Origin of the sequence: Allobosea sp. Tri-44, from assembly GCF_004123845.1 — a bacterium.
Classification (GTDB): domain Bacteria; phylum Pseudomonadota; class Alphaproteobacteria; order Rhizobiales; family Beijerinckiaceae; genus Allobosea.
In genome coordinates this window covers 186,039-211,100 of sequence record NZ_NBDP01000016.1, presented here as the reverse complement: position 1 = coordinate 211,100, position 25,062 = coordinate 186,039, and the positions used below count along the sequence as shown (strand labels likewise).

Below are 25,062 nucleotides of genomic sequence, written 5' to 3'. Positions count from 1 at the left end.
GGGTCGATGGATCGGCAGGCGAAGACCCTGGCTCACCCACGGGCTTGCTGTCCCTGAGGGTCGTCGGTCTTCCGCCTGCCACCGCACCCGCCAGTGTAGCAGATGAGGCAAAATCAGAGTTACAAGGTGTTCGGACTAGAAACGTTGGCCGGAACCCGACTGCGCGGTCAGCGCTCGCGGAACTGGTCCAACGGCCTACACCTCACCCTGCCCTCTCCTTACAGGAGAGGGTTCCCCGCGCCCTGCTGTCTGGCCTTGGTGACCTTCAGATAGCCACCGCCCTGCCCTTCTCCGGCACCAGCGCCTCGATGCCGCTGCCCTTCAACCCCTCGACGAAGACCGCCGCGTCCTGGGCGATGATCGGGAAGGAGCCGTAATGGCAGGGAATCGCGAGCTTCGGCTTGACGAAGCGGGTCATCGCCAGTGCCGCCGTCCTGGCGCCCATGGTGAAGCGGTCGCCGATCGGGCAGATGCAGATCTCGACGCCGTGGATCTCGGCGAGCAGCGCCATGTCGGAGAAGATGTCGGTGTCGCCCATGTGCCAGAGCGTCTTCTCGCCGGGCGCCTTGATGATCGCGCCATTGGCGTTGCCGACGGGCACGCTCACCCCCGCCTCGCCCATGCCGGCCGAATGATCGGCGCGGACCAGGGTCACAGAGAAGGCGCCAAGATCGACGGTGCCGCCTGTGTTCATCGGCTGGAACGCCTTCAGCCCCTTTGATGCGAGATGCATGCACAGATCGTAGTTGGTGATCACGGTCGCATCGTTCGCCGCGGCGATGGCGAGCGTGTCACCGACATGGTCGCCATGGCCATGGGTGACGATGATATGGCTGACGCCCTTGCTCACCTCGGCGACATCGCCCTCGAAAGCCGGGTTGCCGGAGAAGAACGGATCGATCAGGACCGAGGCGCCGGGCAGGTCGAGCCGAAACGCCGAATGGCCGAACCAGGTAAGCTGCATGATGGTCTCCGCGAAAGGCGACTGGACAGCGCCTGTCTAGGCCGGCGAGATGGTGTAGCCAAGCCGGCCTGAACCCGGAGCTCATGACCATGACCGACGCAGCCACCCTCGCCCGCCGGATCGCGCAAGGGCGCGGCGACGAGCCGGCGGATCTCGTCATCCGCGGCGCACAGCTGCTCGATCTTGTCTCGGGTGATCTGGTCGAAACCGACATCGCCCTCTGCGGTGACACCATCGTCGGCACCCACGGCCGCTACGAGGGCAAGGCGAGCTTCGATGCGGCCGGCCTGATCGCGGTGCCCGGCTTCATCGACACCCATCTGCACGTCGAATCCTCGCTGGTGACCCCGCTCGAATTCGAGCGCTGCGTGTTGCCGCACGGCGTCACCACTGCGATCTGCGACCCGCACGAGATATCGAACGTGCTGGGCGCCGAAGGTATCCGCTATTTCCTCGCATGTGCCGAGGCCATGCGCATGGATCTGCGCGTCCAGCTGTCGAGCTGCGTGCCGGCGACGCATCTGGAGACGGCCGGCGCCGCGCTGGAGGCCGCCGACCTCACCCCGTTCATGGACCATCCCAAGGTGATCGGCCTCGCCGAGTTCATGAACTTTCCCGGCGTGCTCCATCGCGATCCCGGCTGCCTCGCCAAGCTGGAGGCCTTCTCACACCGCCATATCGACGGCCACGCGCCATTGGTGCGTGGGCTCGACCTCAACGGCTATCTCGCCGCCGGCATCCGCACCGACCACGAGACCACGACGGCAGAGGAAGCGCGAGAAAAGCTGGCGAAGGGCATGGCGATCCTGATCCGCGAAGGCTCGGTCTCGAAGGATCTGCACGCGCTGATCCCGCTGATCACCCGCGATGCCTCGCCCTTCCTCGCCTTCTGCACCGACGACCGCAACCCACTCGACATCGCCGAGGAAGGCCATCTCGACTACATGATCCGCACCGCGATCGCACACGGGGCCGACATCCTCGCGACCTATCGCGTAGCCAGCCTCTCGGCGGCGCGCAATTTCGGCCTGTTCGATCGCGGCTTCATCGGTCCCGGCAAGCGCGCCGATATCGTGCTGGTCGACGATCTCGCCGCCTGCCGCGTCGAACAAGTGTTCGCCGGCGGCCGTCTGGTCGAGGACAAGCTATTCGCAGACAGGAAGGCGATCCCACCCGTCGGCCTCGCCAGCGTCCGCAGCCGCAGGCTCGCGCCGGAGGATTTCGCGGTGAAGGCCCGCGAGGGCGAAACGCCGGTGATCGGCGTCGTACCCGGCCGCATCATCACTGAGCGCCTTTCCATGCGCCTGCCCGCGAAAGACGGCTTCGCCCTACCCGATCTCGACCAAGACGCGGTCAAGGTCACGGTGATCGAGCGCCATGGCCGCAATGGCGGCATCGCCAGCGGCTTCGTCCATGGCTTCGGCATGAGGCATGGCGCGATCGCCTCCTCTGTCGGCCATGACAGCCATAATCTCTGCGTCGTCGGCGTCGACGAGGCCTCGATGGCGGCAGCCGCCAATCGGCTGATCGAGACCGGCGGCGGCTTTGCGGTGGCGGACAAAGGCAAGGTCACGGCCGAACTGGCACTGCCCGTCGCCGGGCTGATGAGCGACCAGCCTTTCGAGACGGTGCACCATGGACTTGAAGGCTTGCGCGCGGCGGCGAAGGCGCTCGGCGTCGTGCTGGCCGAGCCCTTCCTGCAGGTCGCCTTCCTGACCCTGCCGGTGATCCCGCATCTCAAGATCACCGACAAAGGCCTTGTCGACGTTGATCGATTCGATTTTGTCTGAACCCCCGTCATTCTCGGGCGAAGCGCAGCGCAGACCCGAGAATCTCATGACGAGAAGGTGCTGAATCAGCGCCTCAACCTGCCTGAGATGCTCGGGTCAAGCCCGAGCATGACGGCCTGTTTCAGAGATCGACCTCGATCCCCTCGGTGCGCGCCTTCGCGCGCAACCCCAGCCGCCTGACGCCCGGCAGCCGCGTTCCCGGTTGCTCCTCGATCGCATGGGTCAGCATCCTCATCCGCTCGGCGAACCAGTTGCCGCCCATGCTCGAAGGGTCGATGGCGAGGATGAGCTGGCCGGTATCGGACGGGCCGCCTTCGTCGTTGAAGAAGGGCGAGGCCTGGAAGGCGAAATGCGTACCGACCAGCGCCGCGGCGAGGATCTCGACCATCATCGCCAGCGTCGCGCCCTTGGCGTCGCCGAGCGGGACCATGGTGCCGCCGAGCGCAGCCGTGGCGTCTGTCGTCGGGTTGCCGGCCGCATCGAGCGCCCAGCCTTCGGGAATCGGTGTGCCCTTCTGGCTCGCCGCAACGATCGGGCCGCGCGCGACTTTGGACAAGGCCATGTCGATGACCACTGGCTCGCGGCCGGCAAGCGGCGCGGCGAAGGCGATCGGATTGGTGCCGAAGATTGGCTTCGAGCCACCCCAGGGTGCCATAGCGCCGGGCGTGTTGGCGAAGAGCAGCGCGACCAGCCCCTGCTCCGCCAGGCGCTCGACATGCAGGCCGGCCGCGCCGCAATGGCTGGAACGGCGGATCGGCGCCGAGGCGATACCCTGCGCACGGGCGATCTCGGGCAATTCGCTGACGGCGAGATCGATCGCGGGATAGGCGAAGCCGTGGCCGGCATCGATCGCCAGAACGCCGGGCTTGGGCTTGCGCGCAATCGGTATGGCTTGCCCATCGATCTTGCCGGCACGCAGCATTGCGAGATAGGTCGGGATCCGCATCAGGCCGTGGCCCTTGAGGCCATCGGCCTCCGCCATCACCAAAGCCCAGGCGACGGAGGCGGCGTTGGCAGGCGAGGCACCGGCCTGGATGAAGAGGTCCGCGACCTTCTGCTCAGCCGCTTTTAGCGAGAGCCGCGTCATGCCCTGCCCTCCAGCGCCGCCATGACCCGCTCGGCCACCAGGCCGGAGACACGCCCGTTCGATTCGACCGTATTGCCGGCGATATGCGGCGTCAGGATCAGATTGGGCGTGCCGGCGAAGAGTTTTGCGCCATCGGCCTTGAGCGGCTCCTGCTCGAAGACGTCGAGTGCCGCGCCGCCGAGGCGCCCGCCCGTGAGCGCCGAGACCAGCGCCGCCTCGTCCATGATGCCGCCACGGGCCGCGTTGATCAGGATTGCATCGGGCTTCATCGTCGCAAAAGCCGCCTCGCCGATCAGTCCGCGCGTCTCGGGCGTCAGCGGCAGATGGATCGAGATCACGTCGGAGGTCGAAAGCAGAGCGTCGAGCTCGAGCTTCTCGATGCCCTGCCAGACCGGCGCATCGGCGGAAACATAGGGATCGTAAGCCGCAATCGTCATGCCGAGCGCCCTGGCATGCCGCGCGACATCACGCGCGATCGCACCGAAGCCGACGAGGCCCATGCGCTTGCCGGCGATCTCGCGGCCGATCAGCTTGGTCTTCGGAAACTCGCCGGCGACCATGGCGGCATTGGCGAAATAGGCGCCGCGGAGCAGCGTCATCGCCGTGCCGATCACATACTCGACCACGGACAAGCTGTTGGCGCCGGTCGCCGGGAAGACCTGGATGCCGCGCGCGATGCAGGCTTCCATGTCGATATTGTCGAGGCCGACGCCGAGCCGGCCGACGACCTTGAGGTTCTTTGCTCTCGCCAGCACATCGCCGCGCACCTGGGTCTGGTTGCGCACGATCAGCGCGGGCACATCGGCGACCAGCCGCGCAAGCTCGTCAGGCTTGCCGAAGAGGTCCGGGTCGTGATGCACGTCGTAGCGCGCCTTCAGCGCCGCCACCGCCGCCTCGTCCATGAATTCGGTGATGACGATGTCGGTCATGGCTGTTTCCGCTGTGAGATCTGTTCAGCCGAGCAGGACGATACCGCCCGTGGCGACGACGAGGATGATGAGGCTGGTGCCGGTGACCACGGCGAGGTGGCGCCAGCCGAGCCTTGCCATCGCCGCGATCGAGGTTCCCAAGCCGAGCGCCGCGATCGCGATCAGCAGGCCCCAGCGTGAGATCTCGAGCAGGATGTCGCGGATCGGCAGATAGATGCCGGCAAGCCCCACCTGCGTACTCAACAAGCTGTTCACCACGCACATGACGAGGAAGACGAAGGCGAAGACCGGGACCGGCACCTTGGCGTCGCCATGGCCTTCGCCGTGACGCGTCATCCACCAGCCGACGATCAACACCGAAGGCAGCAGCAGGAAGACCCGGAACAACTTGACGATCACTGCCGCGTTCGCCGCCTCGTCCGAGACCGCCTGGCCGGCGCCGACGACTTGCGCGACATCGTGGATGGTGGCGCCGAGCATTACGCCGGTCTGCTGCTGCGAGAGGCCGAGCCAGACGCAGAGCAGCGGATAGGCCAGCATCGCGACCGTCGCGAGCACGTTCATCGCGATCACTGTGAAGGCGGTGTCGGCCGCCTTGTTGCGATAATCGGGCACCACCGTAGCGGTCGCGAGCGCAGCCGAAGCGCCGCAGACCGCCGTGGCGACGCCGGCGAGAGCGCCGACACCGGGCTCGCGGCCGAGCAGGCGCGCCAGCGCGAAGCCGGCGACGACGGTCACGACCATGGAGACAATGACGAGTAGTGCCGTGCCGAGGCCAAGCGCGATGATATCGCCGAGCGCGACGCGCAGACCGAGCAGCGCGATCGCCCAGCGCAGCAGCTTCTTGACGCAGAACGTCATGCCCGGCTCGAAGCGCCTCGTATTGGCGATCGGGTGCAGGAGCATGCCGATCACCAGCGCGATCACCACGGCCGGAATGCCAACGCGGCCACCGGCGAGCTGCTTCAGGACGGGCTCGGCCAACACGGAGGCGATCGCCACCGCCGCCGACAAGGCGATGCCAGGCGCAAGCCGGCCGAGGCCATTGGTCAGACGCAAGGAGGCTGCTTCGGTCATGATTGCAGATCGATCCGGTACATCAGCCGCTCCTCCGGCCCGTAGAACGGCGCGACGAAACCTTCGACGAAACGCCCGCCATTCTTCTCGATGATCCGCTGCGAGGCCACATTGTCGGCATCGCAGGTGATCTTGATGAAGGGCAGGCCGATGGCGCGAGCCTCGGTGACGGCGGCGGCCAGGGCCGCGCTGGCATAGCCGTTTCCGGCATGGTTCGGCAGGATGGTGTAGCCGACATGGCCGAGCACATGCGACGGCAGCTCCGTGACGGGCCTGCCGGCTTCATCTTCCTGCCAGCGCAGATTGATGCTGCCGACGAAGGGACGCTCAGGCTGATCGATCGCAATGATCCAGCGGATCATGTCCGGCAGGCGCGCGACCTCGCTGCCGTCATGCAGGCGTATCGTGCCGCCACGCTGGTTCAGTCCCTCGACGAATAGGTCGGGATCGGCCGCGATCGCGGCGAGTTGCTCGGGCGCGACGTTACGCATCGTGTTCGGGGACCAGCCCGCCTCCAAGGCACGGACATAGGCGGGCAACACGTCCCGCCCCGGCACATGCAATGAAACGTTTCTGTCCGACACTTTTGCCTCGTCGCGCCCGGAAGCTCAGCTCCTCAGGCGCTGCGATATAGCTTGGTCATCGAGAATTCGCGATGGCCGAGCGCCTCGGCTGCCGTGAGGCGGCCATTCGCCGTGCGCACGATGTTCTCGATCAGGGCGTCGCCGGCCTGCGGGATGGTCAGGTCGCGGCGCAGTATGCCGGAGACGTCGACGTCGATATGCTCTGGCATGGTGCGCATCGTCTTGGGATTGCCCGTGATCTTGATGACCGGGACGATCGGGTTGCCGATGACGTTGCCCTGCCCGGTCGGGAAGGTGTGCACGACATAGCCGCCGGCAGCCATCAATGTCACGCACTCGGCGGCTGCCGAGGAGGTGTCCATGTAGTAGAGGCCCGGCCCGCTCGAAGGCGCCTGCGCCGGCTCGAGAATGTCGATGAACTTGCACTCGCGGCCGATCTTCTCGAGGTTTCCGAGTGCCTTCTCCTCGATCGTGGTCAGGCCGCCGGCGATGTTGCCCTTGGTCGGCTGCGAATCGGAGAGGTCGTCGGTCTTGTGGGCCTCGATGACGTCGTCCTGATAGGCCTTCCACATCTTGTACCAGCGCTCGCCGACTTCCGGCGTCGCCGCGCGCGCCTTGCACAGGTGCTCGGCGCCGGTGATCTCCGAGGTCTCGCCAAAAACACCGTAGACGCCGCGCGGGATCCACTTGTCGTACATGTTGCCGACGGTCGGGCAGGACGAGAGACCGGTGGTGGTGTCCGACTCGCCGCATTTGGTCGAGACCCAGAGCTCCTCGATGCCGAATTTCGTGCGCTGCAGCTCGGTCGACCACTGCACGAATTCCTTGGCGACATAGGAGGCCTTGGCGATGGTGGCGATGTCGCCATGGCCTTCGATGCCGAAACCGACCACCGGCTTGCCGGTCTTGGCGATGCCGTCGACGACGCGCTTGGTCCAGCCATCCTCGATGCCGATGACGATGACGGCGGCGACGTTCGGGTTCGAGCCGGTGCCGATCAACGTGCGGAAATGGACCTCGAGGTCCTCGCCGAACTGCAGGCGGCCATAGGCGTGCGGAATCGCCAGCGTGCCCTTGATGTTGTTGGCGACGGCCTCGCAGGCGGCGTTGGAGAGATCGTCGAGCGGCAGCAGCAGCACATGGTTGCGCACGCCGACGCGGCCGTTCTCGCGGCGCCAGCCCATAAAGGAATCGAGGCTGCGGCCGGTCGGGCGCTTGACGAACGGCGTCTTGAACTCGGGCGCCTCGATCTTGCGCCCCTTCACCTTGGCAAGCTTGCCTTTGACGAGGTCGAAATTAGCAACGATGGACATAGCGGTGTCTCTCCTAGTGGGTGGCTCGACCGATCAGGGAGCCGATGACATCTGAAATTGTGCAGGGACCTACGCCGTCATCCCGGCCGAAGTGCCGGGATCCATCATAAGGCGAAGCGCTCTACGATGGATCCCGGAGCGGCGCGGCTTCGCCGCTTGTCCGGGATGACGGCGTATCTCCCCACGAATTCACTAAAAGGCCCGGCTCACCAGCGCTTGGTCTTGACGTTCTGGACGTGGAGATGCTCGCCCTGCCCGATATCGGCGACTGCCTTGCCGATGTCCTGGCCGTATTTCCAGATCGTGTCGCCCTTCTTGATCGCCTTGAGCGCGACCTTGTGGCCGATCGGGATGTCCATCTTGGCGGTCAGGCGGAAATCCGAATTGTCGTGGGTGATGACGCCGAGCATGTCGGTCCCGGCCTTCAGGCCCTCGACGACGACGACACCGACCGTGTCCTTCTTCTCGTGCACCAGCAGATGCGGCTTGCTCATGGCGGGCTCCCTGACCATTTCCGGTGATTTCTCACGCCGAAATCGGGCTCGACGTGGCTGCGCCCAAGTCTTATATAAGACATATGAGTGTGCACAAGCTGGAAATCGCAGGGCGGCCGCGCGGGCCGGACACACCGGAGGCGTTGGGATTCCGGCCGCTTTACCGCCAGGTGAAGGCGATCTTCGTGCGCCGGCTCGTCGACGGCGTCTGGGCACCCGGCGCGGTATTGCCGAGCGAAGGCCAGCTCGCCGCCGAGATCGGGGTGAGCCAGGGTACGGTGCGCAAGGCCCTGGACGAACTCGCAACGGAGAATCTCGTCGTCCGGCGCCAAGGTCGCGGCACCTTCGTCGCCGAGCATGACGAGCGCCGTATCCTGTTCCAGTTCTTCAAGCTGGCGCCGGATCAAGGCGCGCCCCGCTTTCCCGACAGCGTCGTCCTTTCGGTCACGACAGGCCCTGCCGAGGAAGCAGAACGCGCGGCTCTCGATCTTGCAGAAAATGCCGGCGTCACCCGCATCCGCCGCCTGCGCTCCTTCGACGGCGCGCCGCTGATCGTCGAGACGCTGAGCCTGCCGCAGCAGCTCTTTCCCGGCCTGGAAGGCGGACCGATCCCGAACAATCTCTACAGCCTGTTCGCCGGTCGCTACGGCGTCACCATCGCGAGCGCGCGCGAGCGATTGAAGGCCGTGGCGCTTACGGCCGACGATGCGGCTGCCCTTGGCGTGCCCGCAGGCGGGCCGGCCTTGCAGATCGATCGCGTCGCCCTCTCGCTCGACGGCACGCCGGTCGAGCACCGGCTCAGCCTGTGCCTGACTGAGGAGGTCCACTACCTCTCCGACCTGCGCTGAATCGCTCCCCATTCGCAAAGATGCCCGAGCTGATCGTTCATGATCAGTGTGTTGCCGGATATTTCTAAAGTTTCGCTCGAAATCGAGTGACCAATGCTCGAGGACCAAAAGGCCCGAGTTTTCGACCAAGCCGACGCAGAGCGGCCGCCACACCGGAGGAAACGAATGATCGCCCATTTCCGCAGATTTCTTGCGACGCGTCGCGGCGCGTTGGCCGGGCTGTTGCTGCTAGGGGTAGGTACGCCCGCTTTGGCCCAGAGCTTTCCGACCAAGCCGATCACGCTGATCGTCCCATTCGCCGCCGGCGGCCCCAGCGACGTGATCGCGCGCCTGCTCGGCGAGCATATGGGCCGCACGCTCGGTCAGCAGGTCATCGTCGAGAACATCGCCGGCGCGGGCGGAACGGCCGGCGCCAAGCGACTCGTCTCCTCGCCGGCCGATGGCTACACGCTACTGATCCATCACCTTGCGCTTGCCGCGGCGCCGGCGCTTTACAGCAATCTCGGCTACGACACCCAATCCGCCTTCGCGCCGGTCGGATTGGTCAATACCGGGCCGATGGTCATTGCCGGCAAGCTCGCTTTGCCTCCGGTCGACGGCAAGGCCTTCTTCTCCTATGCCAAGCAGCAGGCCGAGAAGCTCACCGTCGCCCATGCCGGCGTCGGCTCGAATGCGCATCTGTGCGCCGTGCTGATCTCGCAAGCGTTGAGCGTCAAGCTCGCCCAGGTCGCCTATCGCGGCACGGGGCCGGCGATGAACGACCTCGTCGGCGGTCAGGTCGACGTGCTCTGTGACCAGTCGACCACGGCAGTGCCGCAGGTCCAGTCCGACAAGATCCGAGCCTATGCAGTGACTTCGCCGGAGCGGCTCGGCGTGCTGCCGAACACCCCGACCTCACGCGAGGTCGGGGCCGAGATCGACATGACGATCTGGCACGGTCTCTACGCGCCGAAAGGCACGCCGGAGGCCGCACTCGACAAGCTCAACGGTGCCTTGCAGGCCGCGCTGAAGGACCCTGCCGTGCTGGAGCGCTTCAAGGCGGTCGGCACCAGCGCCTTCCCGGCGGCCGAATGGACGCGCGAGGCGCATGCCAAGCGCTTCGCCGCCGAGGTTGCCAAATGGGGAGTGGCATTGAAGGCCGCAGGCCTGACGCCGCAGGCCGCCAACTGAGCCGGACGGGCCGCTCGCCTAGTGGCCTGATTCCGACATTCGCATCCCTTCATACAGAGCGCCGGAGCGAATGTCGGAATCAACAAGACCGCTAGCAACTTCTTGATTCTCTAGTGGAACTTATGAATTTGACATTTGCTCCCAGCCGGATGTCTGCCGGGGGCAAATGTCAAATTCGTTCCACTAGGCGGGCGGCCCGTGCTACCGGCCAAGGATGACAGGTAATCTCGTCACCCTCGATCAGTTCCTCGCCCTGCCCGACCATGCCCGCTTGCTCGGGCTCGATCTCGGCACCAAGACGATCGGACTTGCGCTCTCCGATGTCGAACGCCGGATCGCGACGCCACTGGAGACGATTCAGCGCGTCAAATTCAAGCAGGATGTGGTGGCGCTGATGAAAGTGGCAGAGCGGCACGCGATCGCTGGCTTGGTGATCGGGCTGCCGCTCAACATGGATGGAAGCGAAGGACCGCGGGTGCAGTCGACCCGGGCCTTCGTACGTAATCTCGCGCCGCTGACGGCGCTGCCGATCGTGTTCTGGGACGAGCGGATGTCGACGCTTGCGGTCACCCGCACCTTGCTTGCCGCCGACGCCTCGCGCGCCCGGCGGGCAGCCGTCGTCGACAAGATGGCGGCCGCCTATATCCTGCAGGGCGCGCTCGACCGGCTCGCCCGCCTTGCATCAGACGCGAGCGAGCCCGAGAATGGCTGGGCTACGGAATGACGTAGCCGCGCTTGATCGCCTTCTTCTGCGCGTCGCGGTGATTCTTCAGCGCCTGCTTCTGCTCGTCGATGCTCATCCGGTTGACCGGATTGCCGCGGCCGTAACCACCACGATACCCATCGTCGCCGCGATAACCGCGGTCGCGGCGTCCCTGGTCGTAGCCCCTGTCGTAACCGCGATCGTAGCGGGGCCGCTCCTGACGGCGGTTATAGCCGTCATCATAATACTGGGCCATCGCCGTGCCGGACCAGAACGCCGCCAAGGCAACCGCACCGCAGCCGGACAGCAGCGTCTTGAGCGAGGGTTTCATCGTCTTTCTCCAAGGTCGACAAGGCGACGGCCCGGGGATCGGGCCGCTTGTTGCCGCACGCCGTGAAAAGGGCCGCTGCCGTCGAGCGACGGAAGCGACCCTTCAAAGCCTAGGCATCAGGCGTTCAGAATTGATTAAGGCTGTTTTTCCGCGAAGGACTGATCAGCGGTAGCTGCCGCCGGCCGGATCGCGGATGTTGTCGGGATAGTAGCCGTAATGGCGCGGTGCATAGTAGCGCCGTGGCGCGACATAGACCGGCTCGTCATAGCCATAGCCGTCATCGTAGCCATAGACCGGTTCGGCATAGGCCGGACGGCTCGCCGCGATCGCCGCAGCGCCGAGGACGCCGAGGCCGACGCCAGCTGCGATCGCCGCGCCGCGGTTGCTGCCGCGCCAACCACGGCGGTAATACTGCGAGTAATCGGCTTGTGCCGCATCCAAGCGGCTCTTGTCGAAGCCGACCGCGCGGGCCTCACCCGCCATAGCGGGGGTCAGGCCTGCTGCCAGAACGCTGCCGGCGACGGCGAGCGTCACGAGGAAGCGGCTCTTTCCGAAATCTGACATGGCATTCTCCTGTCGGCGGATATCCGCCTTGAAACCCGATCTAGCTCGCCACGGTTGAACCGGGCCTGAACCAATCGCGGCAAAATTGCGACCCGAGAGAAACGCGCCAACGGAGAAAGAGTTCCTTTTTACGAAATTTTATACACGCAGTGATTGCATTATCGGTGGGCGAGTAGCAAGAATAGCTTGATCGAACACCAATTCGTTTCCCAAAGGCCGATGCGACCGCGAGGGCAGACGACATGAGGAAAGCAACGTCACGACGAATCAAGGAGGATAAAATCTATTCGGATGACAAACGCTTACCCCGAGTTTCCCGCCTCGGCCGCAACGCCGTGGCCTCGCCCGGACCACATAGCATGGACGCACTCGCACGAATGCAACTGGAAGTTGCTGCTTATATCGAGGAGATCAGCATCGAACTCGGCGCGATGGCGCGGGCAGCGCAACTCAGCAGCCTCGCTTATTTCGTCGACATGACCCGGTTGGAGGCTGCGATCAATCGCCGAACCTGTCAGCTGCAGCTCGGCGAAACGAGCGATGCCGACAAAACGACTTAGCTGAGCACGGTCTTTTGCAGAAAATTAAATCACAGGTTGCAATACTATAGATACACAACCTTACTGGAGTGCCTCATGCCGGCTTCTCCGACGACCGACACTTATGGCTCAATTGGCTTTGCGATCTCCGGAATCTCGCAGCTTTCCAACGAAATTGAAACCCTGGCGCTGCAGCTCCTTGTCGAGAAGAGAGCGCGTCAACGCGACTTGCAGCGTGACGTTGCCCTCAAGGCAGTGACTTTGCTCGCCGAACTTGGCACCCAGGCCCGCGCTGCCGATCTCGACCTGCTCGTCACTTTCCTGGAACTCGCGGCTGCAGAGGCCGAGCGCGAACGCAGCCGCTGGGGCGAAGCGGCAGGCTGAGAGCCCCAGCCGCAGCATTCATGCCAGCCGCGAGAGCGCTCCACCAACGTGGCGCTGCACCACGCCTTCCAGCTCCAGCTCGAGCAGGATTCGGCTGACTTCGCGTGCAGGCTGCCCGCTCGCGCGAACGAGATCGTCAATCGCCACCGGGGTTGAACCGATGAGGTCGAGCAATCGCCGACGTGGTACATCGCCGGCTTGCGCGGCCGGCCGTGCCCCCATCTCTTCCCCGTTCAGTTCAGCCGTCGGCGCCGGCAGCACCTCCGGCAGATCCAGTTCGTCCCAGAGTGCCTCCTGCCGGCCGCGCGGTTCGCCCTCTTCGCGCGCCAGGAACGGCGTAGGACCGAACAGATCGTCGCGCCGGAGCATCGGCGTCAGCACATCGACGACATGCGCCGTCTCGGCGCAGAGGATCGCGCCCTCGCGGATCAGATGATTGCCGCCCTCGGCGCGCGGATCGAGCGGGGAGCCCGGCACGGCGAAGACCTGACGGCCCTGCTCATTGGCGAAGCGGGCAGTGATGAGCGAGCCGGACTTGCGCGCAGCCTCGACCACCACCGTTCCGAGCGCCAAGCCCGAGACCAGGCGATTACGCCGCGGAAAATCGCGCCCGCGCGGCGCCCAGCCGAGCGGCATCTCGCTCAGCGCCGCGCCGCGCTCGCGGATGCGCTCCAGCAGGGGGATATTCTGCGGCGGATAGACCTCGTCGAGCCCGCCCGCCAGCACGGCGATGGTGCCGCTCTCCAGGCTTGCCTGATGAGCAGACGTATCGATGCCACGGGCCAGGCCCGAGACGACGATAAAGCCGGCCTCCCCCAGCTCGCGCGCCAGTGTCGCGGTGAATTTCAGCCCGGCGGCCGAGGCGTTGCGCGAGCCGACCAGTGCGACGCAAGGGCGATTGAGCACCGCCGGATCGCCCTCGACCGCGATCAGCGGCGGTGCCGAATCGATCGCCTGGAGCGGCACGGGATAGGCGGTCTCGCCGAGCGCGATCAGATGAGCGCCACGCCGGCGCAGCGCTTCGAACTCCCGCTCCGCCTCTATTGCGGTGCAGAGCCTGAGCGTGCGTCCTGCCTGGCGGCCGAGTTCCGGCAGGGCATCGAGCGCCCCGGCCGCGCCGCCGAAACGGTTGACCAGGGTGCGGAAGGTGCGCGGGCCGATGCTCTCGCTACGGATCAGTCGGAGCCAGTCGAGGCGTTGCCGGTCATCGAGAACGAAACCGGCCATCGGCATTCAGCCCTTTTGCCCGATCTTGCCTTCTCGGCCTGAGAGCAGTCTTGCGATGTTCTCCCGGTGCATGAACCAGAGCAGCAAAGCGAGGATCGCCATCAGCCCAGCCGCCTGGACATCGCGGATCCAGAACCAGAGCAGCAGCGGCGTCAGCAGGCTCGCGATCAAGGCCGATAGCGAGGAATACTTGGTCAGGTAGGCGATGCTGATCCAGACCGCGGCAAAGATCAGCGCGATCGAGCCTTTCAGCCCGATCAGGACGCCGAGAAAGGTCGCGACGCCCTTGCCGCCCTTGAACCGAAGCCAGACCGGGAAGAGATGGCCGAGGAAGGCGCCCAGACCGGCAGCCAGCGCCGCTCCCTTGCCGCCGAGGAGCCAGCCGGCAAGCAGGACCGCGGCCGTGCCTTTCAACATGTCGCCGAGCAGCGTCAGCGCCGCCAGCTTCTTGTTGCCGGTGCGCAGGACATTGGTCGCGCCGATATTGCCGGAGCCGATCGTGCGCAGGTCTGGACCGCCGCTCAGCTGGGTCAGGATGATGCCGAACGGAATCGAGCCGAGAAGATAGCCGAGGGCGAGCGCGGCGAGCCCCATCGGGCTCGGATACGCCCAAGCGAACGCCTCAGCCATGCAACCTCCCCTGCCCGCCCTGCCGCGAGCTTACGCAGCTTCGCCGCGATACACCACCCGGCCGCCAACCCACGTCGCCTGCACCAGTCCCTGCAGCCTTGCCTCGTCGAAGGGCGAGTTCTTGGCGCGCGATTTGAGCTTGCGCTTGTCGACGACGAAGGGCGCGTCGATGTCGATCAAGGCGAGATCGGCCGGTGCGCCAACGGCCAGTCGACCGCAGCCCAAGCCCAGCAGTTCGGCAGGCCGGCTCGACAGAGCGGCGAACAGCGAGGCAAGGCCGATCTGCTCGCCGTGATAGAGCCTGAGCGCAGCCGGGAGCAGCGTCTCGATGCCGAGCGCGCCATTGGCGGCCTCGGCGAAGGGCTGGCGCTTGGTCTCGACATCCTGCGGATCGTGGTCGGAGACGATCACGTCGATCAGCCCTTCGGCCACCGCCTCGATCATGGCGAGCCGCTCGTCCTCATGGCGCAGCGGCGGCGAGACCTTGCAGAAGGTGCGGTACTCGCCGACATCGTTCTCGTTCAGGCAGAGATTGTTGATCGAGACGCCGCAGGTGACGGAAAGCCCCGCCTCCTTGGCTCGGCGGATCAAATCGAGCGAATCCGCACAGGAGATCATGGCGGCGTGGTAGCGGGCACCGGAGGCCCGGGCGAGGCGCAGGTCGCGCTCGAGCATCACCGTCTCGGCCTCGTGCGGGATGCCCGGCAAGCCCTTGCGGCTGGCGAACTCGCCCTCATTCATCACGCCAACGCCGCGCAGTTCCGGATCTTCGACATGGTTCATCAGCAATGCGTCGAAGTCGCGGGCATAGATCATGGCGCGGCGCATGACCTGCGGGTTGCGGACACCGTTGGCTCCGTCGCTGAAGGCGACCGCGCCGGCTTCGAGCAGCAGACCGAACTCGGTGATCTCCTTGCCGGCCAGCCCCTTGGTCAGCGCCGCTGCCGGCAGCACGTTGACGATCGCCTTGTCGCGGGCGCGGCGCTTGATGAAATCGATGACGGAGGGATTGTCGATCGGCGGATCGGTATCGGGGCGGCAGATCACGGTGGTGACGCCGCCGGCCGCAGCCGCGTGCGAGCCGGTTCCGAGCGTTTCGCGGAACTCGGCGCCGGGCTCGCCGAGGAAGGCGCGCAGGTCGACGAGGCCAGGCGCGAGCACGAGGCCTCGGGCCTCCTCAATTTCGATGCCCGCCGGCAGCTCCGGGCGATCGCCGCCCCAGTGGACATCGGCGATCACGCCGTCGCGGATCAGGATGCTGCCCGGGCCCTCACGACCGGAGGCCGGATCGACCAGTTGCGCGCCGATGATCGCAAGCTCGTTGCTTTCAGCCATCGCTACGCTCGACCCCATTCTCGCGCTCGCGGCGCTGCGTGAAAACGTAACTCCAGAACCCGACCAGCCCCCAGATGCCGACGCACAGGAGCCCGCCGAGAAGCGCGATCAGCCAGGTCCAGGCGGAGCGCGGCTCGGCATAGGCGAAGCCGGCCACAACCACGAGATAGAGGCCGACGAAGACGATCCGAGCCCGGCGCATCTGTCGCAGCAGCCAGGCAAGGAAGAGCTCCATCCCGTTCAGCCATTTGGCAGGTGTTGCGCGAGCGCGTCGAGCACGGCCATACGAACGGCGACGCCCATCTCGACCTGCTCGCGGATCAGCGACTGGGCGCCGTCGGCCACCTCGGAGGAGATCTCGACGCCGCGGTTCATCGGGCCTGGATGCATGACGAGCGCATCCGGCGCGGCCAGCGAGAGTTTTTCGCGATCGAGGCCGAAATAGCGGAAATACTCCTTCGAGGACGGGACGAAAGCGCCGTTCATCCGTTCGAGCTGCAGGCGCAGCATCATGACGATGTCGACCCCTTCGAGCCCCTTCTTCATGTCGCGGAAGACTTCGACGCCCATGCGCTCGACACCGGTCGGCAACAGGGTCGAGGGCGCAATCAAGCGCACCTTGGCGCCGAGTGCGCTGAGCAGGATGATATTGGAACGAGCGACGCGCGAATGCACGATATCGCCGCAAATGGCGACGGTCAGGCCGGCGATGCGGCCCTTGTTGCGGCGGATCGTCAGCGCATCGAGCAGTGCCTGGGTCGGATGCTCGTGCGCGCCGTCACCGGCATTGACCACCGAACAATCGACCTTGCGGGCGAGCAGATTGACCGCGCCGGCCGCATGGTGACGGACCACCAGGATATCGGGCCGCATCGCGTTCAGCGTCGCGGCCGTGTCGATCAGCGTCTCGCCCTTCTTCACCGAGGACGAGCTGACCGACATGTTCATCACGTCGGCGCCGAGGCGCTTGCCCGCGAGCTCGAACGAGGCCTGTGTCCGGGTCGAGGGCTCGAAGAACAGGTTGATCTGGGTGCGGCCGCGCAGCGTCGCCGTCTTCTTCTCGACCTGGCGCGAGAGCGCGACATAGGTCTCGGCGCGCTCGAGCAGAGCCTCGATATCCAAATGGGACAGCCCCTCGATCCCGAGGAGGTGCCGGTGCGGATAGAGCGGTGCGGTCGCTGTCATTTGAAGACCGCTGTTTAGGGGCGAGTCGTGGCAGGCGCAAGGCAGCGTATGCTTTCCCTGTGGGTCACTCCGTCTTCAGGGCATAGAGATGCTGCTCGCCGGGGAACTGGCGGCTGCGCACCTCGGCGGCATAGGCGCGAACCGCCTCGCGGGCCTGCCCAGCCAGGTCGCCATAGGCCTTGACGAATTTCGGCACGCGGCCGGTCAGCCCGAGCATGTCGTCGAGGACGAGGACCTGGCCGTCGCAGGCCGCGGAGGCGCCGATGCCGATGGTCGGGATCGCGATCCGGCCGGTGATCTCGGCGGCTAGCGGTTCGGCAACAGCCTCGACCACCAGAGAGAAGGCGCCCGCATCGGCAATCGCCGTGGCGTCGGCGATGAACGCCGGCCACTCGGCCTTGCTGCGCCCCTGCGCCTTGTAGCCGCCGAGCGTGTTGACCGCCTGCGGCGTCAGGCCGACATGGCCCATCACCGGCACGCCGCGCTCGACCAGGAAGCGTACCGTTTCGGCCATTCGGATACCGCCCTCTAGCTTGACCGCTCCTGCGCCGGTCTCCTTGAGCAGCCGCGCGGCGTTGCGGAAGGCCTGCTCCCGGCTTTCCTCATAGCTGCCGAACGGCATGTCGATCACGACCAGCGAGCGCATCGTGGCGCGCGTCACGGCCTGGCCGTGCAGGCTCATCATCTCCAGCGTCACCGGGACGGTGCTGTCGAGCCCGTAGACGACCATGCCGAGCGAGTCGCCGACCAGCGCGATCTCCGCGACCTCATCGACGATCTTTGCCATCGGCGCCGTATAGGCGGTCAAAGCGACGAGCGGCTCACCGCCCTTGCGCCCGCGGATATCGAGCGAGGTCAGCCGGGTTGTCCGGTTCTGTGACGACATGCTCAGTTCTCCCGCCGTTTAGCGCCAAAATGGCAACGGATGGTGACGTAGCCTGACCGCCCTGCTCCGAAAAGTAGAATCGGGTTTGACAGGACTGGCCGCGTGAACCACTTTCGCGCGCAATCCCGAACCGCTATCAACGCGCCCCGCGCCAAGTTCGGCGAGGATGGTACGCTAGAGCCCGTTCCAATCCGTTTGCATCGCAAGCTGATCGGTCAAACGGTCTCTTCTGAAAGTGAGAGACGGATTCACTGATCGGGAAATCGACCTGATCGGATCCGGCTCTCGTGCCGTCCCGCCGCTTGCCTACGAGATCGAAAGCGTCATGAAGCTCCTCATCGTCGAGTCGCCGGCCAAGGCCAAGACGATCAATAAGTATCTCGGATCCGATTACGAGGTCATCGCCTCGTTCGGGCATATCCGCGATCTGCCTGCCAAGGACGGCTCGGTCGATCCCGAGAACGACTTCGCCATGCTCTGGGAAACCGAGGGGCGCGGCGCCAAGCAGGTCGCAGAAATCGCGCGAGCAGCCAAGAACGCCGAGAAAGTCATCCTCGCAACCGACCCGGATCGTGAGGGCGAGGCGATCTCCTGGCATGTGCTCGAGGCACTGAACCAGAAGCGTGTGCTCAAGGGCATTCCGGTCGAACGCGTCACCTTCAACGCGGTGACCAAGGACGCGGTGCAGAAGGCGCTGGCCAATCCGCGCCCGATCGACCAGGCGCTGGTCGACGCTTACCTCGCCCGCCGCGCCCTCGATTATCTCGTCGGCTTCACGCTCTCCCCGGTGCTCTGGCGCAAGCTGCCAGGCGCCCGCTCTGCCGGGCGCGTGCAGTCGGTCGCGCTCAGGCTGGTCAGCGACCGCGAGCGTGAGATCGAGGCGTTCCGGGCACGCGAATACTGGTCGCTGATCGCGACGCTCGCGACGGCTACCGGTGCGACCTTTGATGCGCGCCTCTCCGGCGCCGACGGCAAGAAGATCACCCGGCTCGACATCGGTACTGGCGATGAGGCCGCGGCTTTCAAGGCCGCGCTGGAGACTGCGCGCTTCTCGGTCGCCGAAGTCGAAGCCAAGCCGGTCAGGCGCCACCCCCAGCCGCCATTCCAGACCTCGACGCTGCAACAGGAGGCCTCGCGCAAGCTCGGCATGGCGCCGGCCCGCACCATGCAGGTCGCGCAGCGGCTCTATGAAGGCGTCGACATCGGCGGCGAGACCGTCGGCCTGATCACCTATATGCGAACCGACGGCGTCGATATGGACGGCTCGGCGATCACGGCGGCCCGGCGGGTCATCGGCAAGGAGTTCGGCGACAATTACGTGCCGGACGCCCCGCGCAAGTATACGGTCAAGGCCAAGAACGCGCAGGAAGCCCACGAGGCCATCCGCCCGACCGATCTCGGCCGGCTGCCTGCCATGGTCTCGCGCCATCTCGAACCGGAGCAGGCCAAGCTCTACGAACTGATCTGGAAGCGGACCATCGCCAGCCAGATGGAATCGGCCTCGATGGAGCGAACCACGGTCGATATCGCCGCCCAGGTCGGCGCCCGCGCTCTCGAACTGCGCGCGACCGGTCAGGTCGTGCTCTTCGACGGCTTCCTGACGCTCTATCAGGAGAGCCGCGACGACGAGGAAGACGAGGACTCCAAGAAGCTGCCCCCGATGAAGGCGGGCGATCCGCTGGAGAAGCGCGCCATCGCCGCCGACCAGCATTTCACCGAGCCGCCGCCGCGCTTCTCGGAAGCCAGCCTGGTCAAGCGCATGGAAGAACTCGGCATCGGCCGGCCTTCGACCTATGCCGCGACATTGGCGACGCTGCGTGACCGCGAATATGTCCGCATCGAGAAAAAGCGTCTCGTGCCCGAGGACAAGGGCATGCTGGTCACGGCGTTCCTGGAGAGCTTCTTCAAGCGCTATGTCGAATTCGACTTCACCGCGAGCCTTGAGGAGAAGCTCGATCTGGTCTCCAGCGGCGATGTCGACTGGAAGGTGCTGCTGCGCGAATTCTGGGACGAGTTCACCAAGTCGATCGGCGAGACCAAGGAACTGCGCGTCGGCGACGTTCTGGAAGCGCTGAACGGCATCCTGGGCGAGCACGTCTTCCCACCGCGCGCCGATGGCGGCGATCCGCGCAGCTGCCAGGTCTGCGGCACCGGCACGCTCTCGCTCAAGCTCGGCAAGTTCGGCGCCTTCGTCGGCTGCTCGAACTATCCCGAATGCCGCTTCACCCGCCCGCTCAGCGCCTCAGCCGCCGAGGGGGACGGTTCGGCCGAAGGCGGGCAGACGCAGAACGGGGTGCGCATCCTCGGCAAGGATCCGGCGACGGATCAGGAGATCAGTGTTCGCGAAGGCCGCTTCGGCCCCTATATCCAGCTCGGCGAGGGCGAGAAGCCGAAGCGTTCGAGCCTGCCCAAGGGCGAGACCGTCGGTTCACTGACGCTGGAGAAGGCACTCGCTTTGCTCTCGCTTCCACGCGAGGTCGCGAAACATCCGACAAGCGGTGAGCCGATCCTCGCCGGCATCGGTCGCTATGGGCCTTACGTCCAGCACGGCAAGACCTACGCCAATATCGACAAGGCAGATGACATCCTCGAAATCGGGGCGAACCGCGCCATCGACCTGATCGTCGCCAAGGAGAGCGGCGCAGGTGGCCGCCGCTTCGGCAATGCCGCGGCGACGCCCGGACGTGAGCTCGGCGAGCACCCGCAGGGCGGCAAGATGGAGGTCAGGGCCGGCCGCTACGGGCCCTATGTCGCCTGGGGCAAGGTCTACGCCACCCTGCCGAAGACGATGGCGCAGGAGAGCATCACCGCCGAGCAGGCGATCGAATTGGTCAACGCCAAGGCCGCGGCTGGTGGCGGCGCGAAGGCCAAGACGAAAGCGTCTGCCAAGAAGCCAGCCGCCTCCAAAGCGCCGGCGAAGGCGAAGAGCGCCAAAGCCCCCGCGAAAGCAAAGAGCGACAAGCCCAAGAAGACCGGCGCCGCCAAGAGCTGAGCCCGATCTTCTCCGCTGCCGCCAGAGAGTGAACACGGCAGCGGGGAAGGTTAACTTCGCATTCAAGGCCTCAGGTTACCTTGCGGCGCCGCGATCAAAAACGGCGGCTTGCGGGGGACTTCATGAAATCCATCAGGACCCAGATTTTGGGGCTGATCGCGATTGTCGCGGCCGGCGCCTTGGTTGCACTCGGTTGCGCATTGCTGGCGATGACCCGCATCGACACGATGAACGAGCGCTCATCGCAGCAGAACCATATCGCCCTCGCAGCCGAGCGGCTCAATGCCGCGGTGAATCTCGTCGTCGCCGATTCCTATCTCGTCTACACCGCCCGCAACCCGCATTTCGCCGGGATCGCCGCAACGACGGTCGAGGGCGGCCTGGCCAAGGTCGAGGAACGTCGCAAGGACCTCGCCAAGGTCGTTCCCGCCAGCGAACGCGAGCGCATGGAGAAGATCAGCGGGCTGATCGCTGAATTCACCAGCATCCGGCTCGAGACGACGCGCATGGTCCGCGAGATTTCGGCCCGCGCGGCTGAAGCCTGGGGCAACAGCGACGCCAGCAAGAAGAACCGCGCGACGCTTCAGGAAGAGCTCACATCGCTGAGCAGCGCCAACGAGGCTCGCGCCAACGAGGTCGATGCGGAGTCGAGCGCCTTTTCTGAACAGGTGCGGATCTGGTTGCCGGTCGCGCTCATCGTGGTGCTCGGCGTCGCCATTTTCGGCGCGCTGGTCTTCTCCCGGCGCTCGATCATCCGCCCCCTGGTCGATCTCGGCGGGACGATGAGCCGCCTGACCGCGGGCGACACCCAGATCGAGGTCCCGCATACCAAGCGCCGCGACGAGATCGGCGAGATGGCGCGGGCGGTTTCCGTGCTGCGCCAGAGCACCGAACAGGTCGCGCTACTGCAGGAGCAGGAGCGCGCCGCCGCCGCCGCACGAATCCGTTCGGCGGATGCGATGGCCTCGGTGGTGTCCGATGTCGGCGAGGTCGTTGCCGCTGCGGCCGCCGGCGATTTCTCGGCGAGGCTTCAGATCGAAGATGCCGACGAGCAGATGCAGAAGCTGGTCGCGGGGATCAACGAGATCAATGCCGTGGTCGACAATGCCACGACCGAGTTCGTTGCGGTGCTGCAGGCCCTGGCCGCCGGTGATCTGACCAACCAGGTGCCGACCGCCTATCGCGGGCGCTTCGCCGAGTTGAAGGATGCGATCAACGAGACGATGTCGCGCCTGTCCTCGACCGTCAGCACGATCCAGACGATGTCGGCCGATGTCGGCCTGTCGGCCCGCGAAATCAACACGGGCGCAGACGACCTCTCCAAGCGCACCGAGGAGCAGGCTTCCTCGTTGGAAGAAAGCGCCGCCACGACGGAGCAGCTCGCGGCCTCGGTGAAGGCTGCCGCGCAGGCGGCCCAGCAGGCCGTGCGTCAGGCCGGCCAGGCCATGCAGGTCGCCCAGGACGGCGGCACCATCGTCACCGATGCGGTTTCGGCCATGGCCCGCATCGAGCAGGCTTCGAAGAAGATCTCCGACATCATCCGGGTGATCGACGATATCGCCTTCCAGACCAACCTTCTTGCCTTGAATGCAGCGGTGGAGGCAGCCCGTGCCGGCGACGCCGGCAAGGGCTTCGCCGTGGTGGCCAGCGAGGTGCGCACACTGGCGCAGCGCTCAAGCGAGGCAGCCAAGGACATTTCGGGCCTGATCTCCTCTTCGAACAGCGAGGTCGAGGCCGGGGTGAAGCTGGTGCGCCAGGCCGGCGATGCGCTCACGCGCATCGTCGAAGCGGCGGGAAGCGTCCAGGCGACCGTCTCCGAGGTTGCGGCCGCGTCGAGCGAGCAGGCCAACGGCATCGAGGAGATGAGCCAGACCGTCGCCCATATGGACGAGATGACCCAGCAGAACGCTGCCCTAGCCGAGCAGAGCGCCGCCTCGGCCGGCGCGCTGTCGAGCAAGATCGGCGAGCTCAATGCCCTGGTCGCAGGCTTCCGGACCAGCGAGAGCCCCGTCGCCCACTCGCGCCAGCCGGCTGCATCCGAGCCGGAACGGCTGCGGACGCTGGCGGAGGCCGCCTTTGCCCAGCAGCGGCCGGCGCCGCGCCGCGAGCGTGCAACTCCCGCTCGCGTTCCCGCTCCGGTCCGCAAGGTCGCCAATGCCCGCGGCGGCGACGCAGGCTGGGAAGAATTCTAAGAAAGGCCGACGCGCCAAGTCCATCGCGCTCTAGCGGGAAACCGCGAGTCATCCCGGCCGGAGCGAAGCGCAGAGCCGGAATCCATGCCTGAACCTCTGTCGGAGGCGCTCTGGCAGGGATCCCGGGTCAAGCCCGGAATGACCGCTTAGTTCCTTTAGGATAGACACGCTCCAGGCGCTTTTGTGCAGGCCGGCAGCCCGGGGTCCAGACTCACTTCAAGCTTGTGAACCCGGTTTCTGTCACCGCCGCCTGATGCGCTGCAGATGGCAGATCTTGACGCGCCCGCCCCGGCCGTCCGAGCGCCAGGTGCAGCCCGGATTGCGTGGCCGTCCCTCGTAGATGTGATAGACGCCGCGGTTCCGGCGATCGAAGCGCTGGTTCGAGGCGTCATGCCCGCCGATGCGGACATTGTTGCCGAAACGCACTTCGGCGGCGGCCGGGGCGGCCGCCGCCAATGGAAACGCCAGCGCGGATAGCGCCAGCAGGCGTGCCGCATGATCGGCCAGTCGCATCATTCGCCAATCAGACCAGCCCCGCGTAGATCGCGCAAGGCAAGGAGCGCGTCTCAGCTCCGGCCAGCCACCACGACGAGCTGCTTGATCTCGCCACGCAGGAAGGCCTGCAGGAAGCGCTCGTAATCCTTGACCGAGACGCAGCCATTCGAGTCGCCGCGCGGGCCGAGCAGGTAGTTGTGCACCAGTAGCCCGGCGCGGCCGAAGATCTTGCCGCTGCCGCCGACCGGATGCATGCGGATGGCGCGCACGCCGTGGAACAGGGATTCGCGCTCGGTCAGATTATAGACATGCGGCGGCGTCGGCCCATGCATGCGGACATGGACGAAGCGGAGATCGTTCATCTTGTCGCCGAGGCCGGAATTGGCCTCCAGCCGCTCGCCATTGGGCAAATAGACGACGCGCGCGCTGATGTCGTAGATCGCTGTCTTGCCGCCGGCGACTGGCGTGGACGCCAGCGGTGTAGGTGCCGGAGCGACGGTCAGGCCGCTGCCGCGGCCGCTGCGCTGGGTGATGTCGTCCTGCGGTGCCGCATAGGCGAGGCGCTCGCCGGAGGTCTGCGGCGCATTCGTGCCGAAGAGCTTCTCGAAGAAGGAGCGGTTGTCGGCCGTGGGCTCGACCTTGGCGACGACATCCTTGCTCTGGCGCGAGGTTGCGCGCGCTGCGACGCGTGGCTCCGGCGGCGTCGGGCCCTTCAGATCTGCCGGACGCGGGACCGGACGCGGAGCGATCAAGGCAATCTGCGGCGGCTCCGCAGCGGGTTGTATCGCGACCGTGGTCGTCGCCAGGCTCGGATTGGCGAGCTCGGACGGGGTGATAGAGCCGGTGGTTTCGGGATCGAACACAATTGCCTGCGGAGCCGACATCGCCGACTGGAAGCGACTGGGCAGCGGCGTGCTGTCGGCGAGCGACTGCGCGACATAACCCACGACATAGCCAGGGCGGAGCAACGGCGTCGACGTGTGCGCCAGCGGCGTCGAATGTGCCTTTGCCTGCTTCTGAATCGACGAGCTTGCAGTCGCTACTGGCTGCCTGCCTGACCAGGCCGAGAAGCCTGCCAGCGCTCCACCGGCAACGGCCACGAGCACGCCAAGGCGAATGAAGGGGCTGCGGCGCCGGCGTTTCAGGCTATAGGAATAGCCGACGAACTTGTTCGAGCTACGCATACGCAACGCCTCGGGACACCTTGCAGGCATCCCGCTCAGGAGCAGCGCCGCTCTCGTCTTGCCGACACGCTCGATCGCGCTGGGCAGACGGTTTCGGCCTGTTCGTCAGTCTCGGGAAGCCCCAACCTCGTCTGCACATTGAGCGCGAAGCTGGTTAAT

Annotated in this window: 25 protein-coding genes; 8 read left to right on the top strand and 17 right to left on the bottom strand. The window is 65.9% G+C overall.

Annotated features, from left to right (window positions below):
* Positions 1 to 265: 265 nt before the first annotated feature.
* On the bottom strand, positions 266 to 964 hold the full coding sequence (locus B6S44_RS11760; RefSeq protein ID WP_129157077.1) for a metal-dependent hydrolase: 699 nt from the start codon (positions 962 to 964) through the stop codon (positions 266 to 268).
* Between the two features lie 83 nt (positions 965 to 1,047).
* Here B6S44_RS11760 and ade point away from each other — a divergent pair, with 83 nt between their 5' ends.
* Positions 1,048 to 2,754: an adenine deaminase gene (gene ade, locus B6S44_RS11755; protein ID WP_129157076.1), complete on the top strand. Its 1,707-nt coding sequence runs from the start codon at positions 1,048 to 1,050 to the stop codon at positions 2,752 to 2,754.
* 121 nt (positions 2,755 to 2,875) lie between these two features.
* On the opposite strand, the gene B6S44_RS11750 is transcribed toward ade, so the two are convergent.
* The 6 genes from B6S44_RS11750 to B6S44_RS11725 form a co-directional block, all read right to left on the bottom strand.
* Entirely contained in the window at positions 2,876 to 3,841 is a 966-nt protein-coding gene (locus tag B6S44_RS11750) for an Ldh family oxidoreductase (protein ID WP_129157075.1), read from the bottom strand.
* Positions 3,838 to 4,770, bottom strand: a complete 933-nt coding sequence (locus tag B6S44_RS11745) for a hydroxyacid dehydrogenase (protein ID WP_129157074.1) — start codon at positions 4,768 to 4,770, stop codon at positions 3,838 to 3,840. The genes B6S44_RS11750 and B6S44_RS11745 overlap by 4 nt, the downstream gene beginning before the upstream one ends.
* 24 nt (positions 4,771 to 4,794) lie before the next feature.
* Positions 4,795 to 5,847: a YeiH family protein gene (locus tag B6S44_RS11740; protein WP_129157073.1), complete on the bottom strand. Its 1,053-nt coding sequence runs from the start codon at positions 5,845 to 5,847 to the stop codon at positions 4,795 to 4,797.
* Positions 5,844 to 6,431 carry a GNAT family N-acetyltransferase gene (locus B6S44_RS11735; protein ID WP_129157072.1) on the bottom strand — a complete coding sequence of 196 codons (588 nt, stop codon included), beginning with the start codon at positions 6,429 to 6,431 and terminating at the stop codon, positions 5,844 to 5,846. The genes B6S44_RS11740 and B6S44_RS11735 overlap by 4 nt, the downstream gene beginning before the upstream one ends.
* Positions 6,432 to 6,463: 32 nt before the next feature.
* The gene (locus tag B6S44_RS11730) at positions 6,464 to 7,615 is read right to left on the bottom strand and encodes a UxaA family hydrolase (RefSeq protein ID WP_129157090.1); all 1,152 of its coding nucleotides are present in this window, start codon (positions 7,613 to 7,615) and stop codon (positions 6,464 to 6,466) included.
* A gap of 335 nt (positions 7,616 to 7,950) precedes the next feature.
* A complete protein-coding gene (locus B6S44_RS11725) occupies positions 7,951 to 8,238 on the bottom strand; it encodes a UxaA family hydrolase (RefSeq protein WP_129157071.1) in 288 nt (95 codons plus the stop codon).
* A gap of 89 nt (positions 8,239 to 8,327) precedes the next feature.
* On the opposite strand from B6S44_RS11725, the gene B6S44_RS11720 reads away from it, so the two are divergent.
* The 3 genes from B6S44_RS11720 (at position 8,328) to ruvX (ending at position 10,980) form a co-directional block, all read left to right on the top strand.
* Positions 8,328 to 9,086 (top strand): GntR family transcriptional regulator, encoded by a 759-nt coding sequence (locus tag B6S44_RS11720; RefSeq protein ID WP_248309561.1) that lies wholly within the window; start codon positions 8,328 to 8,330, stop codon positions 9,084 to 9,086.
* Positions 9,087 to 9,251: 165 nt separating this feature from the next.
* Positions 9,252 to 10,256: a tripartite tricarboxylate transporter substrate-binding protein gene (locus tag B6S44_RS11715; protein ID WP_129157069.1), complete on the top strand. Its 1,005-nt coding sequence runs from the start codon at positions 9,252 to 9,254 to the stop codon at positions 10,254 to 10,256.
* 214 nt (positions 10,257 to 10,470) lie between these two features.
* Entirely contained in the window at positions 10,471 to 10,980 is a 510-nt protein-coding gene (gene ruvX, locus B6S44_RS11710) for a Holliday junction resolvase RuvX (protein WP_129157068.1), read from the top strand.
* Here the strand turns inward: ruvX and B6S44_RS11705 are convergent.
* Positions 10,970 to 11,290: a hypothetical protein gene (locus B6S44_RS11705; RefSeq protein ID WP_129157067.1), complete on the bottom strand. Its 321-nt coding sequence runs from the start codon at positions 11,288 to 11,290 to the stop codon at positions 10,970 to 10,972. The two genes, ruvX and B6S44_RS11705, sit on opposite strands and share 11 nt — an antisense overlap.
* Before the next feature lie 162 nt (positions 11,291 to 11,452).
* The gene (locus B6S44_RS11700) at positions 11,453 to 11,854 is read right to left on the bottom strand and encodes a hypothetical protein (protein ID WP_129157066.1); all 402 of its coding nucleotides are present in this window, start codon (positions 11,852 to 11,854) and stop codon (positions 11,453 to 11,455) included.
* Between the two features lie 359 nt (positions 11,855 to 12,213).
* Here B6S44_RS11700 and B6S44_RS11695 point away from each other — a divergent pair, with 359 nt between their 5' ends.
* On the top strand, positions 12,214 to 12,414 hold the full coding sequence (locus tag B6S44_RS11695; RefSeq protein WP_129157065.1) for a hypothetical protein: 201 nt from the start codon (positions 12,214 to 12,216) through the stop codon (positions 12,412 to 12,414).
* A 75-nt stretch (positions 12,415 to 12,489) separates the two neighbouring features.
* Positions 12,490 to 12,777, top strand: coding sequence for a hypothetical protein (locus B6S44_RS11690; protein ID WP_129157064.1), 288 nt, complete (start codon positions 12,490 to 12,492; stop codon positions 12,775 to 12,777).
* 18 nt (positions 12,778 to 12,795) lie between these two features.
* Here B6S44_RS11690 and dprA read toward each other — a convergent pair whose 3' ends face one another.
* From dprA to panB, 6 genes are all read right to left on the bottom strand, one after another.
* A complete protein-coding gene (gene dprA, locus B6S44_RS11685) occupies positions 12,796 to 14,010 on the bottom strand; it encodes a DNA-processing protein DprA (RefSeq protein ID WP_129157063.1) in 1,215 nt (404 codons plus the stop codon).
* The gene (gene plsY, locus B6S44_RS11680; RefSeq protein ID WP_206735135.1) at positions 14,011 to 14,634 is read right to left on the bottom strand and encodes a glycerol-3-phosphate 1-O-acyltransferase PlsY; all 624 of its coding nucleotides are present in this window, start codon (positions 14,632 to 14,634) and stop codon (positions 14,011 to 14,013) included.
* A gap of 30 nt (positions 14,635 to 14,664) precedes the next feature.
* Positions 14,665 to 15,969 carry a dihydroorotase gene (gene pyrC / locus B6S44_RS11675; protein ID WP_129157062.1) on the bottom strand — a complete coding sequence of 435 codons (1,305 nt, stop codon included), beginning with the start codon at positions 15,967 to 15,969 and terminating at the stop codon, positions 14,665 to 14,667.
* Positions 15,962 to 16,204, bottom strand: a complete 243-nt coding sequence (locus B6S44_RS11670; RefSeq protein WP_129157061.1) for a hypothetical protein — start codon at positions 16,202 to 16,204, stop codon at positions 15,962 to 15,964. Before B6S44_RS11670 ends, pyrC begins: the two co-directional genes overlap by 8 nt.
* A 5-nt stretch (positions 16,205 to 16,209) precedes the next feature.
* Positions 16,210 to 17,154 (bottom strand): aspartate carbamoyltransferase catalytic subunit, encoded by a 945-nt coding sequence (locus B6S44_RS11665; RefSeq protein ID WP_129157060.1) that lies wholly within the window; start codon positions 17,152 to 17,154, stop codon positions 16,210 to 16,212.
* 64 nt (positions 17,155 to 17,218) lie between these two features.
* Positions 17,219 to 18,040: a 3-methyl-2-oxobutanoate hydroxymethyltransferase gene (gene panB / locus B6S44_RS11660; protein ID WP_129157059.1), complete on the bottom strand. Its 822-nt coding sequence runs from the start codon at positions 18,038 to 18,040 to the stop codon at positions 17,219 to 17,221.
* Between the two features lie 325 nt (positions 18,041 to 18,365).
* On the opposite strand from panB, the gene topA reads away from it, so the two are divergent.
* Positions 18,366 to 21,032, top strand: a complete 2,667-nt coding sequence (gene topA / locus B6S44_RS11655; protein WP_129157058.1) for a type I DNA topoisomerase — start codon at positions 18,366 to 18,368, stop codon at positions 21,030 to 21,032.
* A 122-nt stretch (positions 21,033 to 21,154) separates the two neighbouring features.
* A complete protein-coding gene (locus B6S44_RS11650; RefSeq protein WP_129157057.1) occupies positions 21,155 to 23,224 on the top strand; it encodes a methyl-accepting chemotaxis protein in 2,070 nt (689 codons plus the stop codon).
* 240 nt (positions 23,225 to 23,464) lie between these two features.
* On the opposite strand, the gene B6S44_RS11645 is transcribed toward B6S44_RS11650, so the two are convergent.
* Positions 23,465 to 23,740, bottom strand: coding sequence for a hypothetical protein (locus B6S44_RS11645; protein WP_248309560.1), 276 nt, complete (start codon positions 23,738 to 23,740; stop codon positions 23,465 to 23,467).
* Positions 23,741 to 23,790: 50 nt separating this feature from the next.
* Positions 23,791 to 24,903 carry a tlde1 domain-containing protein gene (locus B6S44_RS11640; RefSeq protein ID WP_129157056.1) on the bottom strand — a complete coding sequence of 371 codons (1,113 nt, stop codon included), beginning with the start codon at positions 24,901 to 24,903 and terminating at the stop codon, positions 23,791 to 23,793.
* Positions 24,904 to 25,062: the final 159 nt, after the last annotated feature.